Here is a 19,513-nt window from a genome sequence, read left to right as displayed (position 1 = left end):
AAACAAAAAAAGAACGCAGGGCGGTGCGGGGCGGGTGCCGGGGGCACCCTGGCCATCACACCTCGATCACTTCGGGAGGCAACCCTTTTTGCCGGCGATCCTGCATGGTCGCAAACGCGGACTCGATATCCCGCGCAAAGCGCGGCGTGTCGAACAGGGGCGACTGCGGCCCCTGGCGGCGCAACCGCTCACACAGGCCTGCGAGTTGCGCAGGGTCGTTCGCCAGCGCGATCGCGCGGGCCTCGAAGGCTGCCTGCGTCGAGGTGACCAGTTCCGGCAGGCCCACCGCGTACAGCAGGCTGGCGGCCACCCGGCTGGCAAAGGACGCGCCCATGCAGGTGAGCACCGGCAGTCCGGCCCACAAGGCGTCGCTGGCGGTGGTGTGGGCGTTGTAGGGCAAGGTGTCCAGGAACAGGTCGGCCAAGCGATGGCGCGCCAGGTGCTCGTCCCGCGGCATGCGCGCAGCAAAAACCAGCCGGTCCGCAGAAACGCCCCGGGCCTGCGCCTGCTGGCGCAGGTTGGCCGCAGCGAGGGGGTTGTCCTCGAACAGCCACAGCACGCTGCCCTCCACGGCCCGCAAGATGCGCATCCAGCCGTCAAAGGTGGGCGGCAGGATCTTGAAGTTGTTGTTAAAGCAGCAAAACACAAAGCCGGTGGCCGGCAGGCCCAGTTCCTCGCGCGCAAAGCTGCGGTTCGATATCTCGCGGTGCGAATCGTTAACCTGGTAGCAGTGGGGCATGTAGACCACCTTCTCGGCAAAGTAGTCCCGGGCCTCAGGGGGAATGACCACCCGGTCGGCCACCACGTAGTCCATGTAGCCGGCGCCGGTCGTCCCCGGATAGCCCAGGTAGCTGACCTGCACTGGCGCACACCGGTAGGCGAAGCAGCCCAGGCGGCTGTCCTGCGTGAAGCCCATCAGGTCCACGGCGATATCGATGCCCAGATCCCGGGAGAGCTGGGCAATCTCCTGGTCACTGCGTTCGCGCACGTCGATGAAGTGGTCCAGTGCCGCCTCCACACGCGCACGCAGGGGGTCCTGCACGTCCGGCCCCACATAAAACCCGAACCACTCGAACCGTTCTCGGTCGTGGAGTTCGAACAGTTCCACGATGAGCTGCGCGACGGGATGGTTGCGAAAGTCGGCCGAGTAGTAGCCCACGCGGATCTTGCCGGCCGGGCGGCTTTCACCGATGGGGCCCAGGGCATCGGAGGCGGACCGCAGGTGATTTTCGACCTGCCGCCGGGCAGCCGTTTGGTGCAGGGCTGGCTCGTCCCACAACGACAAGGCGACGAAGGGCTCCACCTCCGCCGAGCCCGCTTTCAGCGCCTGCTCCAGCTGCGCGGCCTCGCTGTCCAGGTTTTCCCACTGGCAGCTGTGCATCTTGGCCGCAACGATCCCGCATGCCAGCATGGGGCTCTGAGCGCGCAGACGCCGCGCTTCGTAGAACTGTTCCAGCGCCAAGTCGTAGCGTTTCATTTCCCGGTAGATCCTGCCCAGCAGGAAGCGGAAAGCCCCCTGGTCGGGGCGCAACCGTACCGCCTGGCGCAGGTCCTCCATCGCCAGGTCCCAACGCCGCAACTTCAAATGGGCTTCGCCGCGGTTGTTCAACGCCTCGGCATACTGCGGCCGCAAGTCCAGCGCCCGGCTGAAGCTGACCTCTGCCTCAGCATACCGCCCCAGCCTCAGCTGGGCGGTTCCCAGGTTGTTGTGCACCTCGGGGACCTGGGAGGCCTGGTCGGCCAACGGGTGCAAGCAGGCAAACGCATCCTCGAACTGCTGGTTGTCCAGGAACCAGGTTCCCAGGTTGAAGCGCGCCTGCACATGCCCCGGGTCCATCGCCACGACGGTGCGGTAGCCTTCCAGCGCCTCGGGCATGCGGCCCAGCGCCTGCAGCACGGTGGCGCGGTTGTAGTGCGCCAGCACCAGGCTGGGCGACAGCGCAATGGCCCGGTCGTAGGCTTCCAGCGCCTCATCACGGCGCTGCAGGCGCAGCAACGCATTGCCGCGGTTGAAGTGCGGATCGACATAGTCGGGGCGCAAGGCAATCGCGCGGTCGTAGGCCCGCAGCGCATCCTGGGGCCGATTGGCAAGCAGCCAATCGTTGCCGCGGGTATTGCAGGCGACCGCATCGTCCGGAAGTTCCGCCGCAGCGGGCGCGCTCGCCACCTGCGGTGTCCAGGAGGTCGCCGGCAGCGAGAACTTGAAACTGGGCAGGCCGGTCGGCGCACGGCTGGCCGCAGGGGTCTGACCGAAATAGGGCTTTTTTGCTTCCGTCAAGAGAGTGACTCCACCGCGGCGCCTGGCAACCGGCCACACCGCGGCGCTCGCGCAATCTGCCAGCCGCCGCATTGCAGCGACCCGGCTTGAGGTCGGCGGCGGTCGTCAGAAGGAACGGCTACGCCAGCCGGCAGGGGCGGACGAGTGTATCAGCCAGCTCCGCGCCGCCGGGCCATTTCGCGCCCCATGCTCGCCAGCGCGGCGGGCTCGGCGCGGGAGAGCGCCGCCGGGTAGGCCTGGTCTTCCTCCGTTCGGATATGGTCGGCATAGCGCCCCGCGAACCGGTCCAGCACCGCGCCATCCCCTTCCGAGAAGGACTGCGCATGGCCCTCGGCCAGGGCCAGCAACGGGCGGCGCGCAGCGGCCCAGTCGGCAGCCATGGCCACATGGTCCTGCTGCAGCCGCTCCACCAGCGCCCTCATCCCGGGCGTTGCCTGCGCCAGCAGGGCCGGGAACACGTGCCGCTCCTCGTCCTCGTGGTGCAGCGGGGCGGCGATGTCAAAGTAGCGCAGCACGTCGCGGGCCGCCTGGCGCGCATTGCCGTCTGCTCCGTGCTGGCGGACGTGGTCGCGCAAGCGCTCCAGCAAGGCCAGCGTGCGTTGCACGCGTTCGTGGCACGCTTCCAGCATGGCAAAGGGCTCTTCAAATCCGACGGCGGGTGCGCTGAAACCGGGGAGGTGCCTGGTCGGCACGGCAGGTGGCGGGGACATCACGGCCTCATTCACCCAGGTGCACGGGCCGGCCCTGGCGGTCGAACGGGATCAAGGTGCCATGCGCGCCCCGTTTGATCGCGTCCACCATGCGCTGCAATGGCGCTTCGGCATCGGCACTGGTGGGCGCCTTGTCCAAGGTTCCCGACAGGGCCGCCGCAAACACCATTGCCCAATCGTGGCCCGGCGCCGTGAACTGGCGCGCCTCCTCCACCAGCGCGCCGAACGACGCGAGTTCGTCCGGCGTCTTGTCGACACACATCAACGGCACCAAGGCCCCGCCCTCCCCGGCCTGGAAGCGCGCGCGCTGGGCAGGCGTCGCGTCGTCCGGCAACTCGACTGCTGCGAACACAAACAGCAGGCGCTGGGGTTCGGGCTGCAACCGCGCCGCGTGCAAAAGGTCGTCAAAGCTGGAAATCTGCATGGCAAGGTTCTCGTGCAACTCAGGCAAAAAAGGAATCAAGGGGCCGCCGGCTCAGAACCCGGGCACCACCCCCCGGTGGGGGTCCAGGGTGCTGACATAGGCGGTGGCCGCAGGGCGCGCGCGCGCCGCCTTGCGCGACGCCACGGTGCCGATGCTGATGAAGCAAACGGCCTGCTCACTGGGCGCCAGCTGGAACAGCGCACGCAGGCTGCTCGCTTTCAGGGCTTTGCCGCTGGTCAGCGCCGAGCCATAGCCCAGCGCGGTGGCCATCAACAGCATGTTTTGCACTGCGCAACCGGCGGAGACCAGGCGCTCGGCGGCATCCACCTCGGTATCGCCGCGCTGCGCGTCGACCACCACCAGGAGGAGCACCGGGGACCGGTACGCTTTTTCCCGCGCCTGCCCGGCCTGCTCGGTGGTAGCGGACGCATCGCGCTCCTGCAAGGCCTGGGCAAACACGTCCGCCAACGCTGGCCGCGCAGCCGCTGGCACCAGCACAAAGCGCCACGGGGTCAATTGGCCGTGATCGGGCGCATGGGCCGCGGCGCAGAGGATCTGCGCGAGCTCCTCGGCCGTAGGCCCCGGCGCGGCCAGCCGCTTGGGCAGGATGGTCTGGCGCGACTGGATCAGCGCCGACGCCAGGGCCCCGGCGTCCTCCGGGCCCGAGGCGCCGGGTGCGGCCGCCGCGCCATGCCGCGGCGCGTTCTTCAAGGGCCAGGGAATGACAGCCATTGCAAATTCCTTCCAGTACCGGCGCTCAACCCGGCCGGCCGTCTGCCCGCAGGCAGCCGTACCAGCGGCCCAGGCGTGCGCCCCACAGGCCCATCGTGACCGCCCACAGGCAGGCGGCGGCCGGAAGCACCCAGGCCCAGGCCACGCCGAAGAGGCCCGGCAATTCGGCCGCGATGCGCAGTGCCACGGCCAGCTGCAGCATCCAGAACAGCCCCCAGGCGATGCGGTCGGCGACGAGCGCCCGCCCGCTGTGGCCGCAGGACACCCGCGTGACCATAGCAAGCATCAGCGAGGCCAGGCACCCCATGGTGAGCGCATGCAAGGGCGCCAGGCCCAGCACGGCCATGCCGTAGCGCCATGCCAGCCAGTGGGAACTGCCCGCCAGCAGGAACGACAGCCCCAGCCACAAGAAACCGATGTGCAGCATGGCCAGCAAGCGGTTCTTGAGGCTCTGCACCAGGCCCCAGACCCCGGCCAGCCACACCAGGACACCGCCCACCACCAGCTGCAGGGTTCCCAGCACCAGCGTCCACGGCGGCCCCCAGCCCTGCAAGGGCACGTTCGCCCATTCGATCCAGGCCGCAGCAGCCTGCATCAGCGCCGCCGCCAGCATGAACCACAACACCCACGAAGGCCGCCAGACCTGTACCAGCGGCAAAGCGCTGGAGGTAAAAAACGGGATCATGCGGTGCGCTACGGTCACGTACACCGCGACCACGAAGCCCCACAGGCCGGTGTAGACAAATGCACGGGCCAACGCTTGCGTTCCAAAGGCCAGGCTCAGCCACAAGCCGGCCAGGCACAGACAACCCACCAGGCTGGCGGCGGCAATCACCCGGGCATGCAACTGGTCTTCCACCCGGCTGATGCGCAGGCGGCCGGCAAACAGCGCGGTCATCCATGCCAGCCCGGCGCCCGCCAGCGCGAGCCCGGCCAACGCGGCACCGATGCGCCAATGCGCTCCCCCCAGCCACAGCAGCCACCCCACCGCCTGTGCGGCCAGCGGCGCCAGCAGGGTCCGGGGCGGCAGCGGTTCCACACCCAGCCACTTGGGCCCAGCCGTGAACAGGAAACCGGCAAAGAACAGCGGGATGAACCCCATCACCATCACCGCGGCGTGCACCGTGGTGGGCGACAGGGCGTAGTAGACCCCGTCCCATCCGGTGGACCGCGCCAGCTGCACCAGCGCCCACCAGGCCCCCGAGGCCACGAGCACCACCATGGCGAGGAAAAATCCCAGCCGGTGGGGCGCCAGCATCAGGTAGCGCCAGCGCCAGCGCTTGTCCATCCGCGCCAGTGCCTCGGGCGAAGGCTTGCCCGCAACGGGGCGCAGCGGGATGGACGAAGGCAATGTCACCCGCATGTCCCCAGATGGCCGCACTGCGTGCAGTAGTCGCAGCCGTCCTTGCGGATGACGGCATGGGCGCCGCATTCGCTGCACTTCTTGCCCACCATGGCCTGCGGCACCGCTGCAGGCGGCGGCGCGGGCTCGTCCAGCGGAAGCTGCTGCTGGACGGGATCGGCCACCCGGCGCGCCAGGATGTTCTGGATGGCGTACGCCATGGCCGCCACTTCGGAGTCGTGCCACATGGGCACCAGGGTACCGTCATCCTTGCGGTGCTGCCCCAGGCGCACCGGCCCCCGGTCCCAGGCTACCTTGCGCATGTCGGAGAGCGCGCGCTCCAGGAAGCCGCCGCGGGCTGCCAGCGACAGCAGACGCATGCTGGAGGTGATCCACTGCTGCGATTCGCCGCTTTGCCCCACCGGCATGAAAAACTCGATGGCCCGGTCCACCGTGCGGTTACCCACGCCCGTGGGCACAGGCAGGAACGAAACAATCAGGTACAGCGTCTTGTGGCCCTCCTGCGTCCAGTACTCCAGCTTTTCCGCCACGGCCGACAAGCCGCCCTGCGGCCGGCTCTCGATGACGGTGCGCATCGGGTCCACGGGCGGCGCTGCGGGCGCGGGGGGGGCCGGCGGCTCGGCATGGGTCTCCAGCACCGACCCCAGGATCGCGTTCGGCCGGTAGGTGGCCAAGCCCTTGAGCCGCGCGCGCCACGCCTGCAGGTACAGGTCCTTGAAATCTTCGTACGGGTAGTCCGCCGGAATGTTCACGGTCTTGGAGATGGCCGTGTCCACAAAGGGCTGCACCGCTTCCATCATCGCAATGTGGTCCTGCGCGGACATGGCCAGCGCCGACACGAAGTAGTCGGGCAGCGCATTCACGTCGCCGCCCAGCTCACGGTACAGGCGCCAGGCATGGTCTTCCACCGCGTACTCGGTGGTGCTGCCGTCGGACTCGCGCTTCTTGCGCTTGTACATCCACGAGAACGGAGGTTCGATACCGTTGGACGCGTTGTCGGCAAAGGCCAGGCTCACCGTGCCGGTGGGTGCGATGGACAGCAGGTGGCTGTTGCGGATGCCGTGCTCGCGGATGGCGGCCTGCAGGGCTTCGGGCAGCCGGCTGGCAAAGGTGCCCTTCGCCAGGTACCCGTCGGCGTTGAATCTGGGGAACGCACCTTTCTCGCGCGCCAGCTCCACCGATGCAGCGTATGCGGCATCGCGCATGCACTCGGCAATGCGTGCCGCCATGGCGCGGCCCTCGGGCAGGTCGTAGCGCAGGCACAGCATGGCCAGCGTATTGCCCATGCCGGTAAAGCCCACGCCGATGCGCCGCTTCGCCATGGCCTCGTCGCGTTGCTGCGGCAGCGGCCAGAAGGTCACGTCCAGCACGTTGTCCAAGGCCCGCACCTGCAGGGCAACGGCCTGGCGGAACGCGTCGAAGTCAAATGCGGCCACGCCGCCAAAGCCGAAGGGGTGGCGGACAAAGCGGGTCAGGATGATGGGCCCGAGGTCGCAGCAGCCATACGAGGGCAGCGGCTGCTCGCCGCAGGGGTTGGTCGCCGCGATCTGCTCGCAATAGTGCAGGTTGTTGTCTTCGTTGATGCGCCCCAGGAACAGGATGCCGGGCTCGGCGAAGTCGTACGCGGACTTCATGATCGTGTCCCACAGCGCGCGCGCCTGCACGGTGGCATACACCCACTGGCCGTCGGCGCGCTGGTGCGCGCCCTGGGCCCGCAGGACGGCGCCGGGTGCGGCCTTGTGCACCAGCTCCCAGGGGGCGTCGCTCTGCACGGCGTCGATGAACGCATCGGACACGCCGACCGACACATTGAAATTGTTCCAGCGGCCCGGCGTGCGCTTGGCCGTGATGAACTCCTGCACATCGGGGTGGTCGATGCGCAGCACGCCCATTTGCGCGCCCCGGCGGGCACCCGCGCTTTCGACCGTGGAGCAGGACTGGTCGAACACATTCATGTAGCTGCACGGGCCGGAGGCCATGGAGGCCGTGCCTTTCACGTGCGCACCCTTGGGGCGGATGCGCGAAAAGTCATACCCCACGCCGCCGCCGCGGCGCATGGTTTCCGCCGCTTCGCGCAGCGCTTCGTAGATGCCGGGGTAGCCTTCGTCATCCACGCCCTGGATGCAATCGCCCACGGGCTGCACAAAGCAGTTGATCAGCGTGGCCTGGATGTCGGTGCCGGCCGCGCTCATGATGCGGCCCGCGCCGATGGCGCCGGCCTTCAGGTTGGCCAGAAACAATGTTTCATATTTGTCGCGCAGGTTTTCGGCTTCGGCGGATGCGAGGGAGCGGGCCACGCGCCGGTACAGCTCGTCGGCGGAGGTCTCGCCGGGCTTGAGGTACTTCTCGCGCAGCACGTCCAGGCTGATGGGCTGCAGGGTGGTCACGGGGCTGAGGGGGGGCTGGGGTTCGCGTTTCATGGGCCGATGATTTGGGTTTCACCTGGAGACGGTGTTGAGGTCCGTCAAGGAGCGCTCATTCCACTCCGAATGCAGGCGCATGGCAAGCCGCCGCCCCAGGGCTACTCATCCACCAGCACCTGGCCGTCGTGCTCCACATAGGGATGGTACGGCCCGGTCCCGCTGTTGTCCGCGCGCGAGGCCGGCACAAAGCCGCCGGTGCTGACGTCAAAGACATGGACCTCTCCTTCCTCGATCACGTAGTGCCAGCCGTGCAGGCTGATCTGGCCCGATTGAACGCGGCCGCGCACCATCGGGTATTCCATGAGGCGCTCCAGCTGCAGCACCACGGCACGCTGCTCGGTGCGGCGCAGCACCTCCGGGCCCGGCGACATGGGCAGCAACGCCTCGCGCCCCAGGTCCAGCCAGCGGTCCAGGTTGGGGGCCTCGGGCGAGACCTCACCATACATGGCCTTGATAGCCCCACAGTGACTGTGGCCGCACACCACGATCCGGCGCACCTGCAGGTTGAGCACCGCAAACTCGATGGCCGCCGTGGTGCCATGGTGGCCATGCGAGCCGTCGTACGGCGGCACAAACGCACCAACGTTACGCACCAGAAACAACTCGCCCGGCCCGGCGCCCGTCAGCAGGTACGGCACCAGGCGCGAATCCGAGCACCCGATGAACAGTGTCGTGGGGTGCTGCCCCTCATCCACCAGGGCCTGGAACTGCTCGCGGTACTGGGGAAAGGCGTCGTTGTGGAATCGGCGCAGGCGGTCTAGGAGCTCGTCGGGCATGTGGCGCGGTCCGTAGGCAGAGCGGTCGCTACTGGACCAGCGGGGAGCTGGCAGCGTCCAGCGCCACGCCTTCCACCTGGGCGGCGCCGGCGAGCAGCTGCAGGTATTGGCGCAGCGCATTCACCCAGGCCTGCTGCCGCAGGGTGAGCGCAACCGCCTGGCGCACCTCTTCGAACGCGGGTTGGCGGCCGGGATCGCGCGCCACCACCTCCACCACATGCAGGCCAAAGCGGCTGTGCACCAGCCGGGCCAGCACGCCGATCTCGTTGCCGCCGAAGACCTCGCGGGCAAACTCCGGCGCGCAGTCGGCACGGGTCAGCCAGCCCAGCTCACCGCCCTGCTGGCCGCTCGGGCAGTTGGACCACTGGGCCGCCGCCCGCGCAAACTGGGCTCCGCCATCGTCTGCGCAGCGCAGCTCGATCAGCAAGGCCTCGGCCCGCAGGCGCAGCTGTTTCACATCCACACCGGGTGTCACGGCAAACAGCACATGGCGCAGTTGTGCGCGCTCGCCCTGGGCATGGGCCACCGGGTGCGCCTCGTGGTAACGGCGGCAGGCGTCTTCCGATGGGTCGGGAACGGACAGCTCACGCTCCAGCAGGCGCTCGATGGCGTCGGAGGCCTCCACGCTGACGGCACCTTCCGCACCCGGCACATCGCTGGCCGGCAGCAGTCCGGCCTGCTGCGCCGCCTGGCGCAGCAGCTCGGTGCAGGCGCGCTGGCGCAGCGCTTCCTCCTCCAGCCGTTCGTGGGGGCCGTTCAACGCCACGCCATTGACACGGGCGATCTCCACCGCCGGGCCGCCGCCTTTGGCAAGCTCCGCCGCACCGCCGGCGGGCGCCGGGGCTTGCGCCATGGCCGCGGCCAGGGCTTCGTAGGCCGCCGCCTGGGCGGGCGTCAGTGTGCTGGCAGGCACGGGGCTTCTGATCTCAGGGGCGGTGCTGCAGCCGCAGCCTCCGGTTCCACATCCGCTCATGGTGTACTCCTGGCAAAAGGTTGGGGGTCAGGCGCGGCGGTCTTGCGGCTGCATGTGGCCGGCAGGCAGGTTCAGGCGGCGCGCGCGCACCACCTGGTAGGGGCGCAGCACATAAGCCAGCGTGCCGAAGCCGCTCCACACATGCACCAGGCGGGTGAAGGGGAACACCAGGAAAATCGTCATGCCCAGGAACATGTGGGCCTTGAAGATCCAGCCCGCCTCGGCCAGCAGCTCCACACCGCCGCTGCGGAAGGTCACCACGCGCTGGCCCCATTCGGCCAGCTTCATCATCATGGAGCCGTCCAGGTGCTGCGCCGACAGGGGGATGGTGGCCAGCCCCAGGGCCAACTGCAGCCACAGCAGCACCAGGATCAGGATGTCGCTGGTCTTGGACGTGGCGCGGATGCGCGCGTCCGACAGGCGGCGGTGCAGCAGGATGGACAGGCCCACGAAGCCCAGCAGGCCGGCGACACCACCGGTCACCATGGCCATGAGCTGTTTGGCACCCGCGCTGATGAAGTGCTCATACAAAAAGTGGGGCGTGAGCATGCCCACGGTGTGGCCAAAGAACAGGAACAGCACGCCGATGTGGAACAGGTTGCTGCCCCAGCGCAGGCTGCCGGTGCGCAGCAGCTGCGAGGAGTCGCTCTTCCAGGTGTACTGGTCGCGGTCGAACCGGGCCCAGCTGCCAATGAAGAAAACGGCGAGGCAGATGTAGGGATAGATGCCAAACAACAGGGTATCGAGCCAGGTGGTCATGCTGAGACTCCTTCTGGTGCCCGCTCGGCGCGGGGGGTACGAACAAAATGCATGGGTTGCGGCTGACCGGGCTTGGACTGGCCCTGGGTGCTGCAACCTCCAAACGCTTCGGGCTCGGCCCACACCTCGTCCATCTCGGGCTCTGGGGTGAGTGCCACCGACTGCACACGCTGGCCAGACACTTCGAGCACGGCCGCGATCACGCTGGCGTAAGGGCTGTTGCGTGCCACCAGCGCGCTGAACAGCGCGTTGAGGATGTGGGCCATTTCGCCCAGGAACTCCTTAGCCACTTCGGGCGGCTGGGTGGAGGCGAACTCCAGCACCACCGGCAGGTGGTCGGGCAACTCGTCTGCCTCGAATTGCAGGCCAGCCTTTTCGTAGGTCTGCATCAAGTCGATGAGGGCCGGCCCCCGGTCGCGCGAGTCGCCGTGCACATGCTCAAACAAGTGCAGTGAGGTCTGGCGGCCCCGGTCGAAGTTGTCTACATAGCGTGCTTCGGCTTCCAGGGGGTCGAGGGCCGCGAGGTGTCGGCACACGGCTTCGAGCTCAGCCATGCGCTCGGTGCTCAGCGCTTGCTCCACCTGCAGCGCGTCGATGAGCTGCGGCATCACGCTGCGCAGCTGCGCATCGGGATAGCTCAGCAGGTAGCCCAGGGCGCGCAGGGTCAGGCGCACGGAGGTCGGGTTCTTCTTGAACATGGTGATTTCCTTCCCTGCGATCAGACCGTCGCCTTGATCGGGATGGTGCGGGGCTTCTTGCCACCGAACATGCTGACCTCGCTGGCGCCATCAGAGCAGCCGTTGCCGAACGAGAAGCCACAGCCGCCGCGGATGTCGAACGCGTTCTCGGCGTATTCGCGGTGGGCCGACGGGATCACGAAGCGGTCCTCATAGTTGGCAATCGCCATCACCTGGTACATCTCCTCCACCTCGGCCATCGACAGGCCCGCCTGCTTGAGCACCGACAGGTTCTGGCGCTGCTCTACATGCTTGTCGCGCTGGTAGGTGCGCATGGCCAGCATGCGCTCCAGCGCCCGCACCACGGGGCCGGTGTCGCCAGCGGTGAGCAGGTTGGCCAGGTACTGCACGGGGATGCGCAGCTGTGACACGTCCGGAATCTCGCCGTTCACGCCCACATGGCCCGCGTTGGCCGCAGCCGTGATGGGCGACAGGGGCGGCACGTACCAGACCATGGGCAGCGTGCGGTACTCGGGGTGCAGCGGCAGGGCCACCTTCCAGTCCACGGCCATCTTGTAGACGGGGCTGTTGCGGGCGGCTTCCATCCAGCTGTCGGGGATGCCGTCGATGCGCGCCTGCTTGATCACGTCCGGATCGTTCGGGTTCAGGAAGATGTCGAGCTGCGCCTGGTACAGGTCGCGGTCACGCTCCACGCTGGCGGCTTCCTGGATGCGGTCTGCGTCATACAACAGCACGCCCAGATACCGGATGCGGCCCACGCAGGTCTCGGAGCACACCGTGGGCTGGCCGGCCTCGATGCGGGGGTAGCAGAAGATGCACTTCTCGGCCTTGCCCGACTGCCAGTTGTAGTAGATCTTCTTGTAGGGGCAGCCGCTCACGCACATGCGCCAGCCGCGGCACTTGTCCTGGTCGATCAGCACGATGCCGTCTTCCTCACGCTTGTAGATCGAGCCCGAGGGGCACGATGCCACGCACGCAGGGTTCAGGCAGTGCTCGCACAGGCGCGGCAGGTACATCATGAAGGTGTTCTCGAACTGGCCGTAGATGTCCTTTTGCACCTCGTCGAAGTTCTTGTCCTTGCTGCGGCGGCTGAATTCACCGCCCAGGATTTCTTCCCAGTTCGGGCCCCATTCGATCTTCTCCATGCGCTGGCCGGTGATCAGGCTGCGCGGGCGGGCCGTGGGCGCGGCCTTGCTCTCGGGCGCGGCCTGCAGGTGGTCGTAGTCGAACGTGAAGGGCTCGTAGTAGTCGTCGATCTGCGGCAGGTTGGGGTTGGCGAAGATGCGCATGAGCAGCTTCCACTTGCCGCCCTGGCGGGGGGCGATGGAACCGTCGGGGTTGCGCACCCAGCCACCGTTCCAGCGGTCCTGGTTTTCCCATTCCTTGGGGTAGCCGATGCCGGGCTTGGTCTCGACGTTGTTGAACCAGGCGTATTCCACGCCGGGGCGGCTGGTCCAGACGTTCTTGCAGGTCACGGAGCAGGTGTGGCAGCCGATGCACTTGTCCAGGTTGAGCACCATGCCGATTTGTGCGCGAATTTTCATCGTGTTTCTCCTTGTCCTCGGCTTCAGGCGTGCGCGGCCGCGCTGGCGGCGGGCTCGTCCTCGAGCCAGTCCACGCGGTTCATCTTGCGCACCAGCACGAACTCGTCGCGGTTGGTGCCGATGGTTCCGTAGTAGTTGAAGCCGTAGCTGTACTGCGCGTAGCCACCGATCATGTGGGTGGGCTTGAGCACGATGCGCGTGACCGAGTTGTGGATGCCACCGCGGGTGCCGGTGATCTCGGAACCGGGGGTGTTGATGATCTTCTCTTGCGAGTGGTACATCATCACCATGCCGGGATTCACGCGCTGGCTCACCACCGCGCGGGCCGCAATGGCGCCGTTGGCGTTGAAGAGTTCGACCCAGTCGTTGTCCACGATGCCGGCGCTCCTGGCGTCGTCTTCGCTCAGCCACACCACCGAGCCGCCCCGGTTCAGCGTGAGCATCATCAGGTTGTCGCTGTACGTGCTGTGGATGCCCCACTTCTGGTGCGGCGTGATGAAGTTCAGCTGGATTTCCTTGTGGCCGTTGGGCTTCCTGCCTTCGACTTCTTCCAGCGTCTTCAGGTGCACCGGCGGGCGGTAGCTCACAAAGCCCTCGCCGAAGTCGCGCATCCAGGGGTGGTCCTGGTAGAACTGCTGGCGGCCCGTGAGGGTGCGCCATGGGATCAGCTCGTGCACGTTGGTGTAGCCGGCGTTGTAGCTGACCTTCTCGCTTTCCAGGCCCGACCAGGTGGGCGAGCTGATGATCTTGCGCGGCTGCGCCTGGATGTCGCGGAAGCGAATCTTCTCGTCCTCGCGGTGCAGCGCCAGGTGCACGTGGTCGCGGCCCGTCTGCTTGCCCAGGGCTTCCCAGGCCTTGCAGGCCACGTGGCCGTTGGTTTCAGGGGCCAGCATCATCACCACTTCGGTGGCGTCGATGTCGCTCACGATGCGGGGCATGCCCTGCGTCACGCCCTCTTCCTTCACACGGCCGTTCAGGTCGCCCAGCTGGCCCACCTCGGTCTGCGTGTTCCAGCCGATGCCCTTGCCGCCGTTGCCGGCCTTGTCCATCAACGGGCCCAGGGCGGTGAAGCGCTTGTACAGGTTGGGGTAGTCGCGCTCGACCACCGTGACCTGCGGCGCGGTCTTGCCGGGGACGAGTTCGCACTCACCGCGCTTCCAGTCGCGCACGCCATAGGGCTGGGCCATTTCGGCAGCCGTGTCGTGCATGATGGGGGTGAGCACCACGTCTTTCTCGACGCCCAGGTGGCCTGCGCTGACCTCGCTCACGGCCTTGGCGAAGCCCTTGTAGATCTCCCAGTCGCTCTTGGCCTGCCAGGCAGGGTCCACCGCCGTGGACAGCGGGTGGATGAAGGGGTGCATGTCGCTGGTGTTGAGGTCGTTCTTCTCGTACCAGGTGGCCGTGGGCAGCACGATGTCGGAGTACAGGCAGGTCGTGCTCATGCGGAAGTCGAGCGTGACCAGCAGGTCCAACTTGCCTTCGGGCGCTTTGGCGTGCCACTGCACTTCCTCGGGCTTGGCTTCGTCCTGGCCCAGGTCCTTGCCCTGCACGCCGTGGGTGGTGCCCAGCAGGTGCTTGAGGAAGTACTCATGGCCCTTGCCCGATGACCCGAGGATGTTGGAGCGCCACACGAACATGTTGCGCGGCCAGTTGTCGGGGTGGTCCGGGTCCTCGCAGCTCATCTGCAGGCTGCCATTCTTGAGCGACTGCACCACGTAGTCCTTGGCGTCCATGCCTTTCGCAGCGGCGTCCTTGGCCACTTGCAGCGGGCTGGTCTTGAGCTGGGGCGCGGACGGCAGCCAGCCCATGCGCTCGGCACGCACGTTGTAGTCGATCTGGGCGCCGTGGTAGGCGCGCGCATCGGCCAGGGGCGAGAGGATTTCCTCCATGCCCAGCTTCTCGTAGCGCCACTGGTCGGTGTGGGCGTAGAAAAAGCTGGTGCTGTTCATCTGGCGGGGTGGACGGATCCAGTCCAGCGCAAAGGCCAGGGCCGTCCAGCCGGTTTGCGGGCGCAGCTTTTCCTGGCCCACATAGTGCGCCCAGCCGCCGCCGCTTTGGCCGATGCAGCCGCACAGCATCAGCATGTTGATGATGCCGCGGTAGTTCATGTCACTGTGGTACCAGTGGTTCATGGCCGCGCCGATGATGACCATGGACTTGCCGCGGGTCTTGTCGGCGTTGTCGGCGAACTGGCGCGCCACGGTGATGATCTGGTCGCGCGGCACGCCGGTGATCTTCTCTTGCCAGGCGGGCGTGAACGGACGGTCTGCGTCATAGCTGCCGCCAGGTTCTTCACCGGGCAGGCCGCGGTCGATGCCGTAGTTGCCAGCCAGCAGGTCGAACACGGTGGCCACGGCCACGCGGCCTTCGATGCCATCGCCGTGCAGGTCCAGGTGGGTCACGGGCACACGGCGCACCATCACGTCACCGCCCTGATCGTTGGCGGTGAAGTTGGGTGCGTGCACGCCGCCAAAGTACGGGAAGGCCACATCCGCCACGTCGTAAGCCTGGGCGCCGTCTTCCATCACTGACAGCTTGAGCTTGACGGTGTTGCCGGTGCGTGCGTCCTTGTTCTCCAGGTTCCACAGGCCCTGGTCGGCGCGGCCGTCCGCGCCCCAGCGGAAGCCGATGGAGCCGTTGGGCAGCGTGACCTGGCCCAGCTCGTCATAGCCCACGGTCTTCCAGTCGGGGTTGTTCGACTGGTCGAGCTTGTTCGGGAAGTCGCTGGCGCGCACGTAGCGGTCCGGCACCATGGCCTTGCGGCCGTCGGGCAGCGTCTTTTCCTTGAGCACCACCAAGAGCGGCAGGTCGGTGTAGCGGCGCGCGTAGTCGTCAAAGTAGGCGCTGCGCCCCTTGCCGCCGTCCTTGAAGTAGAACTCCTTCAGGATCACATGGCCCATGGCCATCGCGGCGGCGGCGTCGGTGCCCTGCTTGGGGTGCATCCACAGGTCGGCCAGCTTGGCCACCTCGGAGTAGTCGGGCGTGACGGCCACGACCTTGGTGCCCTTGTAGCGCACCTCGGTCAAGAAGTGCGCATCGGGCGTGCGCGTTTGCGGCACGTTGGAGCCCCAGGCAATGATGTACGAGCTGTTGTACCAGTCGGCAGATTCGGGCACGTCGGTCTGCTCGCCCCAGGTTTGCGGGCTGCTGGGGGGCAGGTCGCAGTACCAGTCGTAGAAGCTCATGCACACGCCGCCGATCAGGCTCAGGTAGCGCGAGCCGGCGGCGTACGAGATCATCGACATCGCCGGGATGGGCGAGAAGCCGATGATGCGGTCGGGCCCGTGCTTCTTGATGGTGTAGACGTTGGCCGCGGCGATCATCTGGTTCACTTCGTCCCAGGTGCTGCGCACGAAGCCGCCCAGGCCGCGCTGCTTTTGCCATTCGCGGCGGGCCGTTTCGTTCTCTACGATGCTGGCCCAGGCGTCGACGGGACTCTTGGCAATGGCCAGGGCCGCGCGCCAGTGCTTGAGGAGGCGGCCGCGCACCATGGGGTACTTCACGCGGTTGGCGCTGTACAAGTACCAGCTGTAGCTGGCGCCGCGGGCGCAGCCACGGGGCTCGTGGTTGGGCAGGTCCGGACGGGTGCGGGGGTAGTCGGTCTGCTGGGTTTCCCAGGTGACGATGCCGCCCTTGACGTAGATCTTCCACGAGCAAGAGCCCGTGCAGTTCACGCCGTGGGTGCTGCGCACGATCTTGTCGTGCGCCCAGCGGTCGCGGTAGGCGTCTTCCCAGGTGCGGTCTTCACCGTTGGTTTCGCCATGGCCTTGGGCGAAGGTTTCGCGGGGCTGCGAAAAGTGGGTGAGTCGGTCCAAAAAGTGGCTCATCGGGGGCTCCTTGTTCTGTAGGGGGTGCTGAGGGCGCGGGCGTCCGTCAGCAAGGCATCTCGGCGTTCTTGCGGGCGTAGTACCACCACGTCACGACGATGCAGACCGCATAGAAGGCGGCAAAGCACCACAGGGCGGCGTTGGGCGCACCCGTCAGCGCAATCGAGCTGCCATAGCTCTTGGGAATGAAGAACCCGCCATAGGCGGCCATGGCGGCCGTGAAGCCCAGCGTGGCGGCGCCCAGGGTGTTGCCTTCCTTGTTGGCGCTGGCCACGGCGGCGGGGTCATTGCGGTCCACGCCGCGCATGGCCTCGGTCAGGAAGATCACGGGGATCATGCGGAAGGTGGAGCCGTTGCCGATGCCGGTGGTCAGGAACAGCACTAGGAAGCACACGAAGAAGCCGGCAAACTGGCCTTCATGGCCGCCCGCGGGCAAGAACACGGTGACGCCCATCACGGCCACGGCCATGACGATGAAGTTCCACAGCGTGACGCGGGCGCCGCCGAGCTTGTCGGCCAGCCAGCCGCCAAAGGGCCGCACCACGGCGCCCACCAGCGGGCCCAGCCAGGCGTAGGCCAGGGGATTCACGCCCGGGAACTGGCTCTTGATGAGCAGCGGAAAGCCTGCGGCGTACCCGATGAAGGAGCCGAAGGTGCCCAGGTACAGCACGCACATGAGCCAGTTGTGCTTGCGCCGGAAGATGGCGGCCTGCGCGGCAAAGGAGGCCTTGGCGTCGGCGATGTCGTTCATGCCGAACCACGCGGCCAGCGCGGTGATGGCGATCCAGGGCACCCAGATGAAGGCGGCGTTCTGCGTCCACACCTGCACGTTCTGGCCGTTCTTGACGATGGTCTGGGCGTCGCCGCCAAAGACGCCGAAGATGCCGGCGGTGACGACCAGGGGGCTCAGAAACTGCACCACGGACACGCCCAGGTTCCCGAGGCCCGCATTCACGCCCAGGGCCGAGCCCTTGCGCTCCTTGGGGAAGAAGAAGCTGATGTTGGCCATGCTGGAGCTGAAGTTGCCCCCGCCCAGGCCGCACAGCAGGGCCAGGATGAGCATGGTGGGGTAGGCGGTGGTGTTGTCCTGCACGGCAAAGCCGATGCCGATGGCCGGGATCAGCAAGCTGGCGGTGGAGATCGCCGTCCAGCGGCGCCCGCCCACCAGGGGGACCATGAAGGAGTAGAAGATGCGCAGCGTGGCGCCCGAGAGGGCGGGGGCGGCGGCCAGCCAGAACAGCTGGTTGGTGGAGTACTTGAAGCCCAGGCCGGGCAGGCTCACGGCCACGACGCTCCAGACCTGCCAGATGGCAAAGGCCAGGAACAGGGCGGGCACGGAGATCCAGAGGTTGAGCTTGGCGACGGCTTCGCCTTCGCGCTCCCAGAACGACTTGTCCTCCGGCGTCCAGAGGGTGAGCAGGCGCCCCGGGCGCCCGCTGGTGGTGATGGCAGACATGGTGAGGGTCCTTTGAAGAAGAGATCAGCGGGCAGCGGCCGCAACGGCGCCTTGCGCGCCCATGACACGGGTGCGGCGCACCTCCGTGAAGTACATCCAGATGAGCGACACCCACACCACGCCGTACATCAGCATGAAGGCGCTGGAGCGGATGCCGGTCAGGTCCATCAGCGCGCCGAACAGGATGGGCAGGATGAAGCCGCCCATGCCGCCGGCCAGGCCGACGATGCCGCTGATGGTGCCGATGTTCTTGGGGTAGTCATCGCTGATGTACTTGAACACGCTGGCCTTGCCGAAGGCCCAGCAGATGCCCAGCAGGAACATCAGGCCAGTGAAGGCATACACGTTCAGGCCGATGTGAAAGGTCTTTGCGCCGTTGACGGTGGCGATGGTGAAATCGGTCTGCGGGTAGGACAGCAGGAACAGGCAGATCCAGCTCACCCACATCACCCACCAGGTCACGCTGTGCGCGCCGTACTTGTCAGACAGCACACCGCCGATGGCACGCAACACACCGCCGGGCAGCGAGAAGCAGGCCGCGAGCAACGCCGCCACGCGGATGTCCAGGCCGTATTCGCCCACGTAGTACTGCACCATCCACAGCGACAGCGCCACGTAGCCGCCAAACACGATGCTGTAGTACTGGCAGTACTTGAGCACCTTGGGGTCCTTCAGCGCCTTGAGCTGGTCGGTGAACTTGACGTTGCTGGGCACCAGATGGGACGGGTCGCTGTGGCTGAACAGCCAGAACAGCACCAGCGTGCCGAGCATGATGGCGGCATACACCTGCGGCACCATGGTCCACCCGAAGGCCACCAGGATGACGGGCGCCACGAACTTGTTCACGGCTGCGCCCGAGTTGCCGGCGCCGTACACGCCCATGGCCGTGCCCTGGCGCTCCTTCGGAAACCAGCGCGCCACGTACGGCGTGCCCACCGAGAACGAGCCCCCCGCCAGGCCCACGAACAGGCCGATGGTGAGGAAGTGCCAGTACTCGGTGGCGTAGCTCATCAGCCAGATGGCGGGGATGGTGGTGGCCATGACGGCGGCCATCACGATGCGGCCGCCGAACTTGTCGGTCCAGATGCCCAGCGGCACCCGCACCAGCGAGCCCGTGAGCACGGGCATGGACATCAGCAACCCGAACTGCGTGGAGTTCAGGTTGAGCATTTTCTTGATCGGGATGCCGATGACGCCGAACATCATCCAGACCATGAAACAGACGGTGAAAGCGAACGTGCTGACGATCAGCACGGACCAGGCTTGGCGGGTGCGCTGAGGGCTGGAGACCTCGGGCTGGGCAGGATGTGCCATGCGCTATTCCTCTTTTCTTGCGTGTGAGGAATGGTCGCTCCCGGGGCTGCTTTTGCCCATCCTTCGCTAGACCAGCCGGGGCGCGGCAGAAGGACTAGTCCTTGCGCGGCGCGCATCGTCCGAAAGAACTATGCGGCGTGCAGGCCCGCGCGCAGCCCCGGGGCGTACAGGCGGCCAGGGCGCGGCCCGCCCAGGGCTGCAGCCTGCGCGTGCTGGTGCAAGATTCAGAGAAAATG

General features: G+C 67.0%; 14 protein-coding genes. All 14 read right to left on the bottom strand.

Going from position 1 to position 19,513, the window contains the following annotated elements; genetic code table 11:
- Positions 1-55: 55 nt before the first annotated feature.
- A complete protein-coding gene (locus ACOYR3_RS03130) occupies positions 56-2,278 on the bottom strand; it encodes a tetratricopeptide repeat protein (protein ID WP_422845045.1) in 2,223 nt (740 codons plus the stop codon).
- A 149-nt stretch (positions 2,279-2,427) separates the two neighbouring features.
- Positions 2,428-2,907: a hemerythrin domain-containing protein gene (locus ACOYR3_RS03125; protein ID WP_422845044.1), complete on the bottom strand. Its 480-nt coding sequence runs from the start codon at positions 2,905-2,907 to the stop codon at positions 2,428-2,430.
- An 88-nt stretch (positions 2,908-2,995) separates the two neighbouring features.
- The gene (locus tag ACOYR3_RS03120) at positions 2,996-3,412 is read right to left on the bottom strand and encodes a ribonucleotide reductase subunit alpha (protein ID WP_422845043.1); all 417 of its coding nucleotides are present in this window, start codon (positions 3,410-3,412) and stop codon (positions 2,996-2,998) included.
- 51 nt (positions 3,413-3,463) lie between these two features.
- On the bottom strand, positions 3,464-4,144 hold the full coding sequence (locus tag ACOYR3_RS03115; RefSeq protein ID WP_422845042.1) for a nitroreductase family protein: 681 nt from the start codon (positions 4,142-4,144) through the stop codon (positions 3,464-3,466).
- A 25-nt stretch (positions 4,145-4,169) separates the two neighbouring features.
- Positions 4,170-5,501 (bottom strand): NnrS family protein, encoded by a 1,332-nt coding sequence (locus ACOYR3_RS03110; protein WP_422845041.1) that lies wholly within the window; start codon positions 5,499-5,501, stop codon positions 4,170-4,172.
- Positions 5,498-7,927, bottom strand: coding sequence for an adenosylcobalamin-dependent ribonucleoside-diphosphate reductase (locus ACOYR3_RS03105; protein WP_422845040.1), 2,430 nt, complete (start codon positions 7,925-7,927; stop codon positions 5,498-5,500). Before ACOYR3_RS03105 ends, ACOYR3_RS03110 begins: the two co-directional genes overlap by 4 nt.
- Positions 7,928-8,028: 101 nt before the next feature.
- The gene (locus ACOYR3_RS03100) at positions 8,029-8,706 is read right to left on the bottom strand and encodes a carbonic anhydrase (protein ID WP_422845039.1); all 678 of its coding nucleotides are present in this window, start codon (positions 8,704-8,706) and stop codon (positions 8,029-8,031) included.
- A 28-nt stretch (positions 8,707-8,734) separates the two neighbouring features.
- Complete coding sequence (locus ACOYR3_RS03095) at positions 8,735-9,559, bottom strand: peptidylprolyl isomerase (protein WP_422846515.1); 825 nt, start codon at positions 9,557-9,559, stop codon at positions 8,735-8,737.
- A gap of 147 nt (positions 9,560-9,706) precedes the next feature.
- A complete protein-coding gene (gene narI / locus ACOYR3_RS03090; protein WP_422845038.1) occupies positions 9,707-10,438 on the bottom strand; it encodes a respiratory nitrate reductase subunit gamma in 732 nt (243 codons plus the stop codon).
- Complete coding sequence (narJ, locus tag ACOYR3_RS03085; protein ID WP_422845037.1) at positions 10,435-11,136, bottom strand: nitrate reductase molybdenum cofactor assembly chaperone; 702 nt, start codon at positions 11,134-11,136, stop codon at positions 10,435-10,437. Before narJ ends, narI begins: the two co-directional genes overlap by 4 nt.
- Positions 11,137-11,156: 20 nt before the next feature.
- The gene (gene narH / locus ACOYR3_RS03080; protein ID WP_422845036.1) at positions 11,157-12,680 is read right to left on the bottom strand and encodes a nitrate reductase subunit beta; all 1,524 of its coding nucleotides are present in this window, start codon (positions 12,678-12,680) and stop codon (positions 11,157-11,159) included.
- A gap of 23 nt (positions 12,681-12,703) precedes the next feature.
- Positions 12,704-16,507 carry a nitrate reductase subunit alpha gene (locus ACOYR3_RS03075; RefSeq protein ID WP_422845035.1) on the bottom strand — a complete coding sequence of 1,268 codons (3,804 nt, stop codon included), beginning with the start codon at positions 16,505-16,507 and terminating at the stop codon, positions 12,704-12,706.
- 46 nt (positions 16,508-16,553) lie between these two features.
- Positions 16,554-17,963 (bottom strand): NarK family nitrate/nitrite MFS transporter, encoded by a 1,410-nt coding sequence (locus tag ACOYR3_RS03070; RefSeq protein ID WP_422845034.1) that lies wholly within the window; start codon positions 17,961-17,963, stop codon positions 16,554-16,556.
- Positions 17,964-17,987: 24 nt separating this feature from the next.
- Positions 17,988-19,277 (bottom strand): MFS transporter, encoded by a 1,290-nt coding sequence (locus tag ACOYR3_RS03065; RefSeq protein ID WP_422845033.1) that lies wholly within the window; start codon positions 19,275-19,277, stop codon positions 17,988-17,990.
- Between the last annotated feature and the right edge of the window lie 236 nt (positions 19,278-19,513).

This window comes from Acidovorax sp. M2(2025), assembly GCF_049330835.1.
GTDB lineage: Bacteria > Pseudomonadota > Gammaproteobacteria > Burkholderiales > Burkholderiaceae_C > Acidovorax.
Note: the sequence above shows the minus strand (reverse complement) of the source record. Positions and strands in the feature narration are given on the sequence as shown.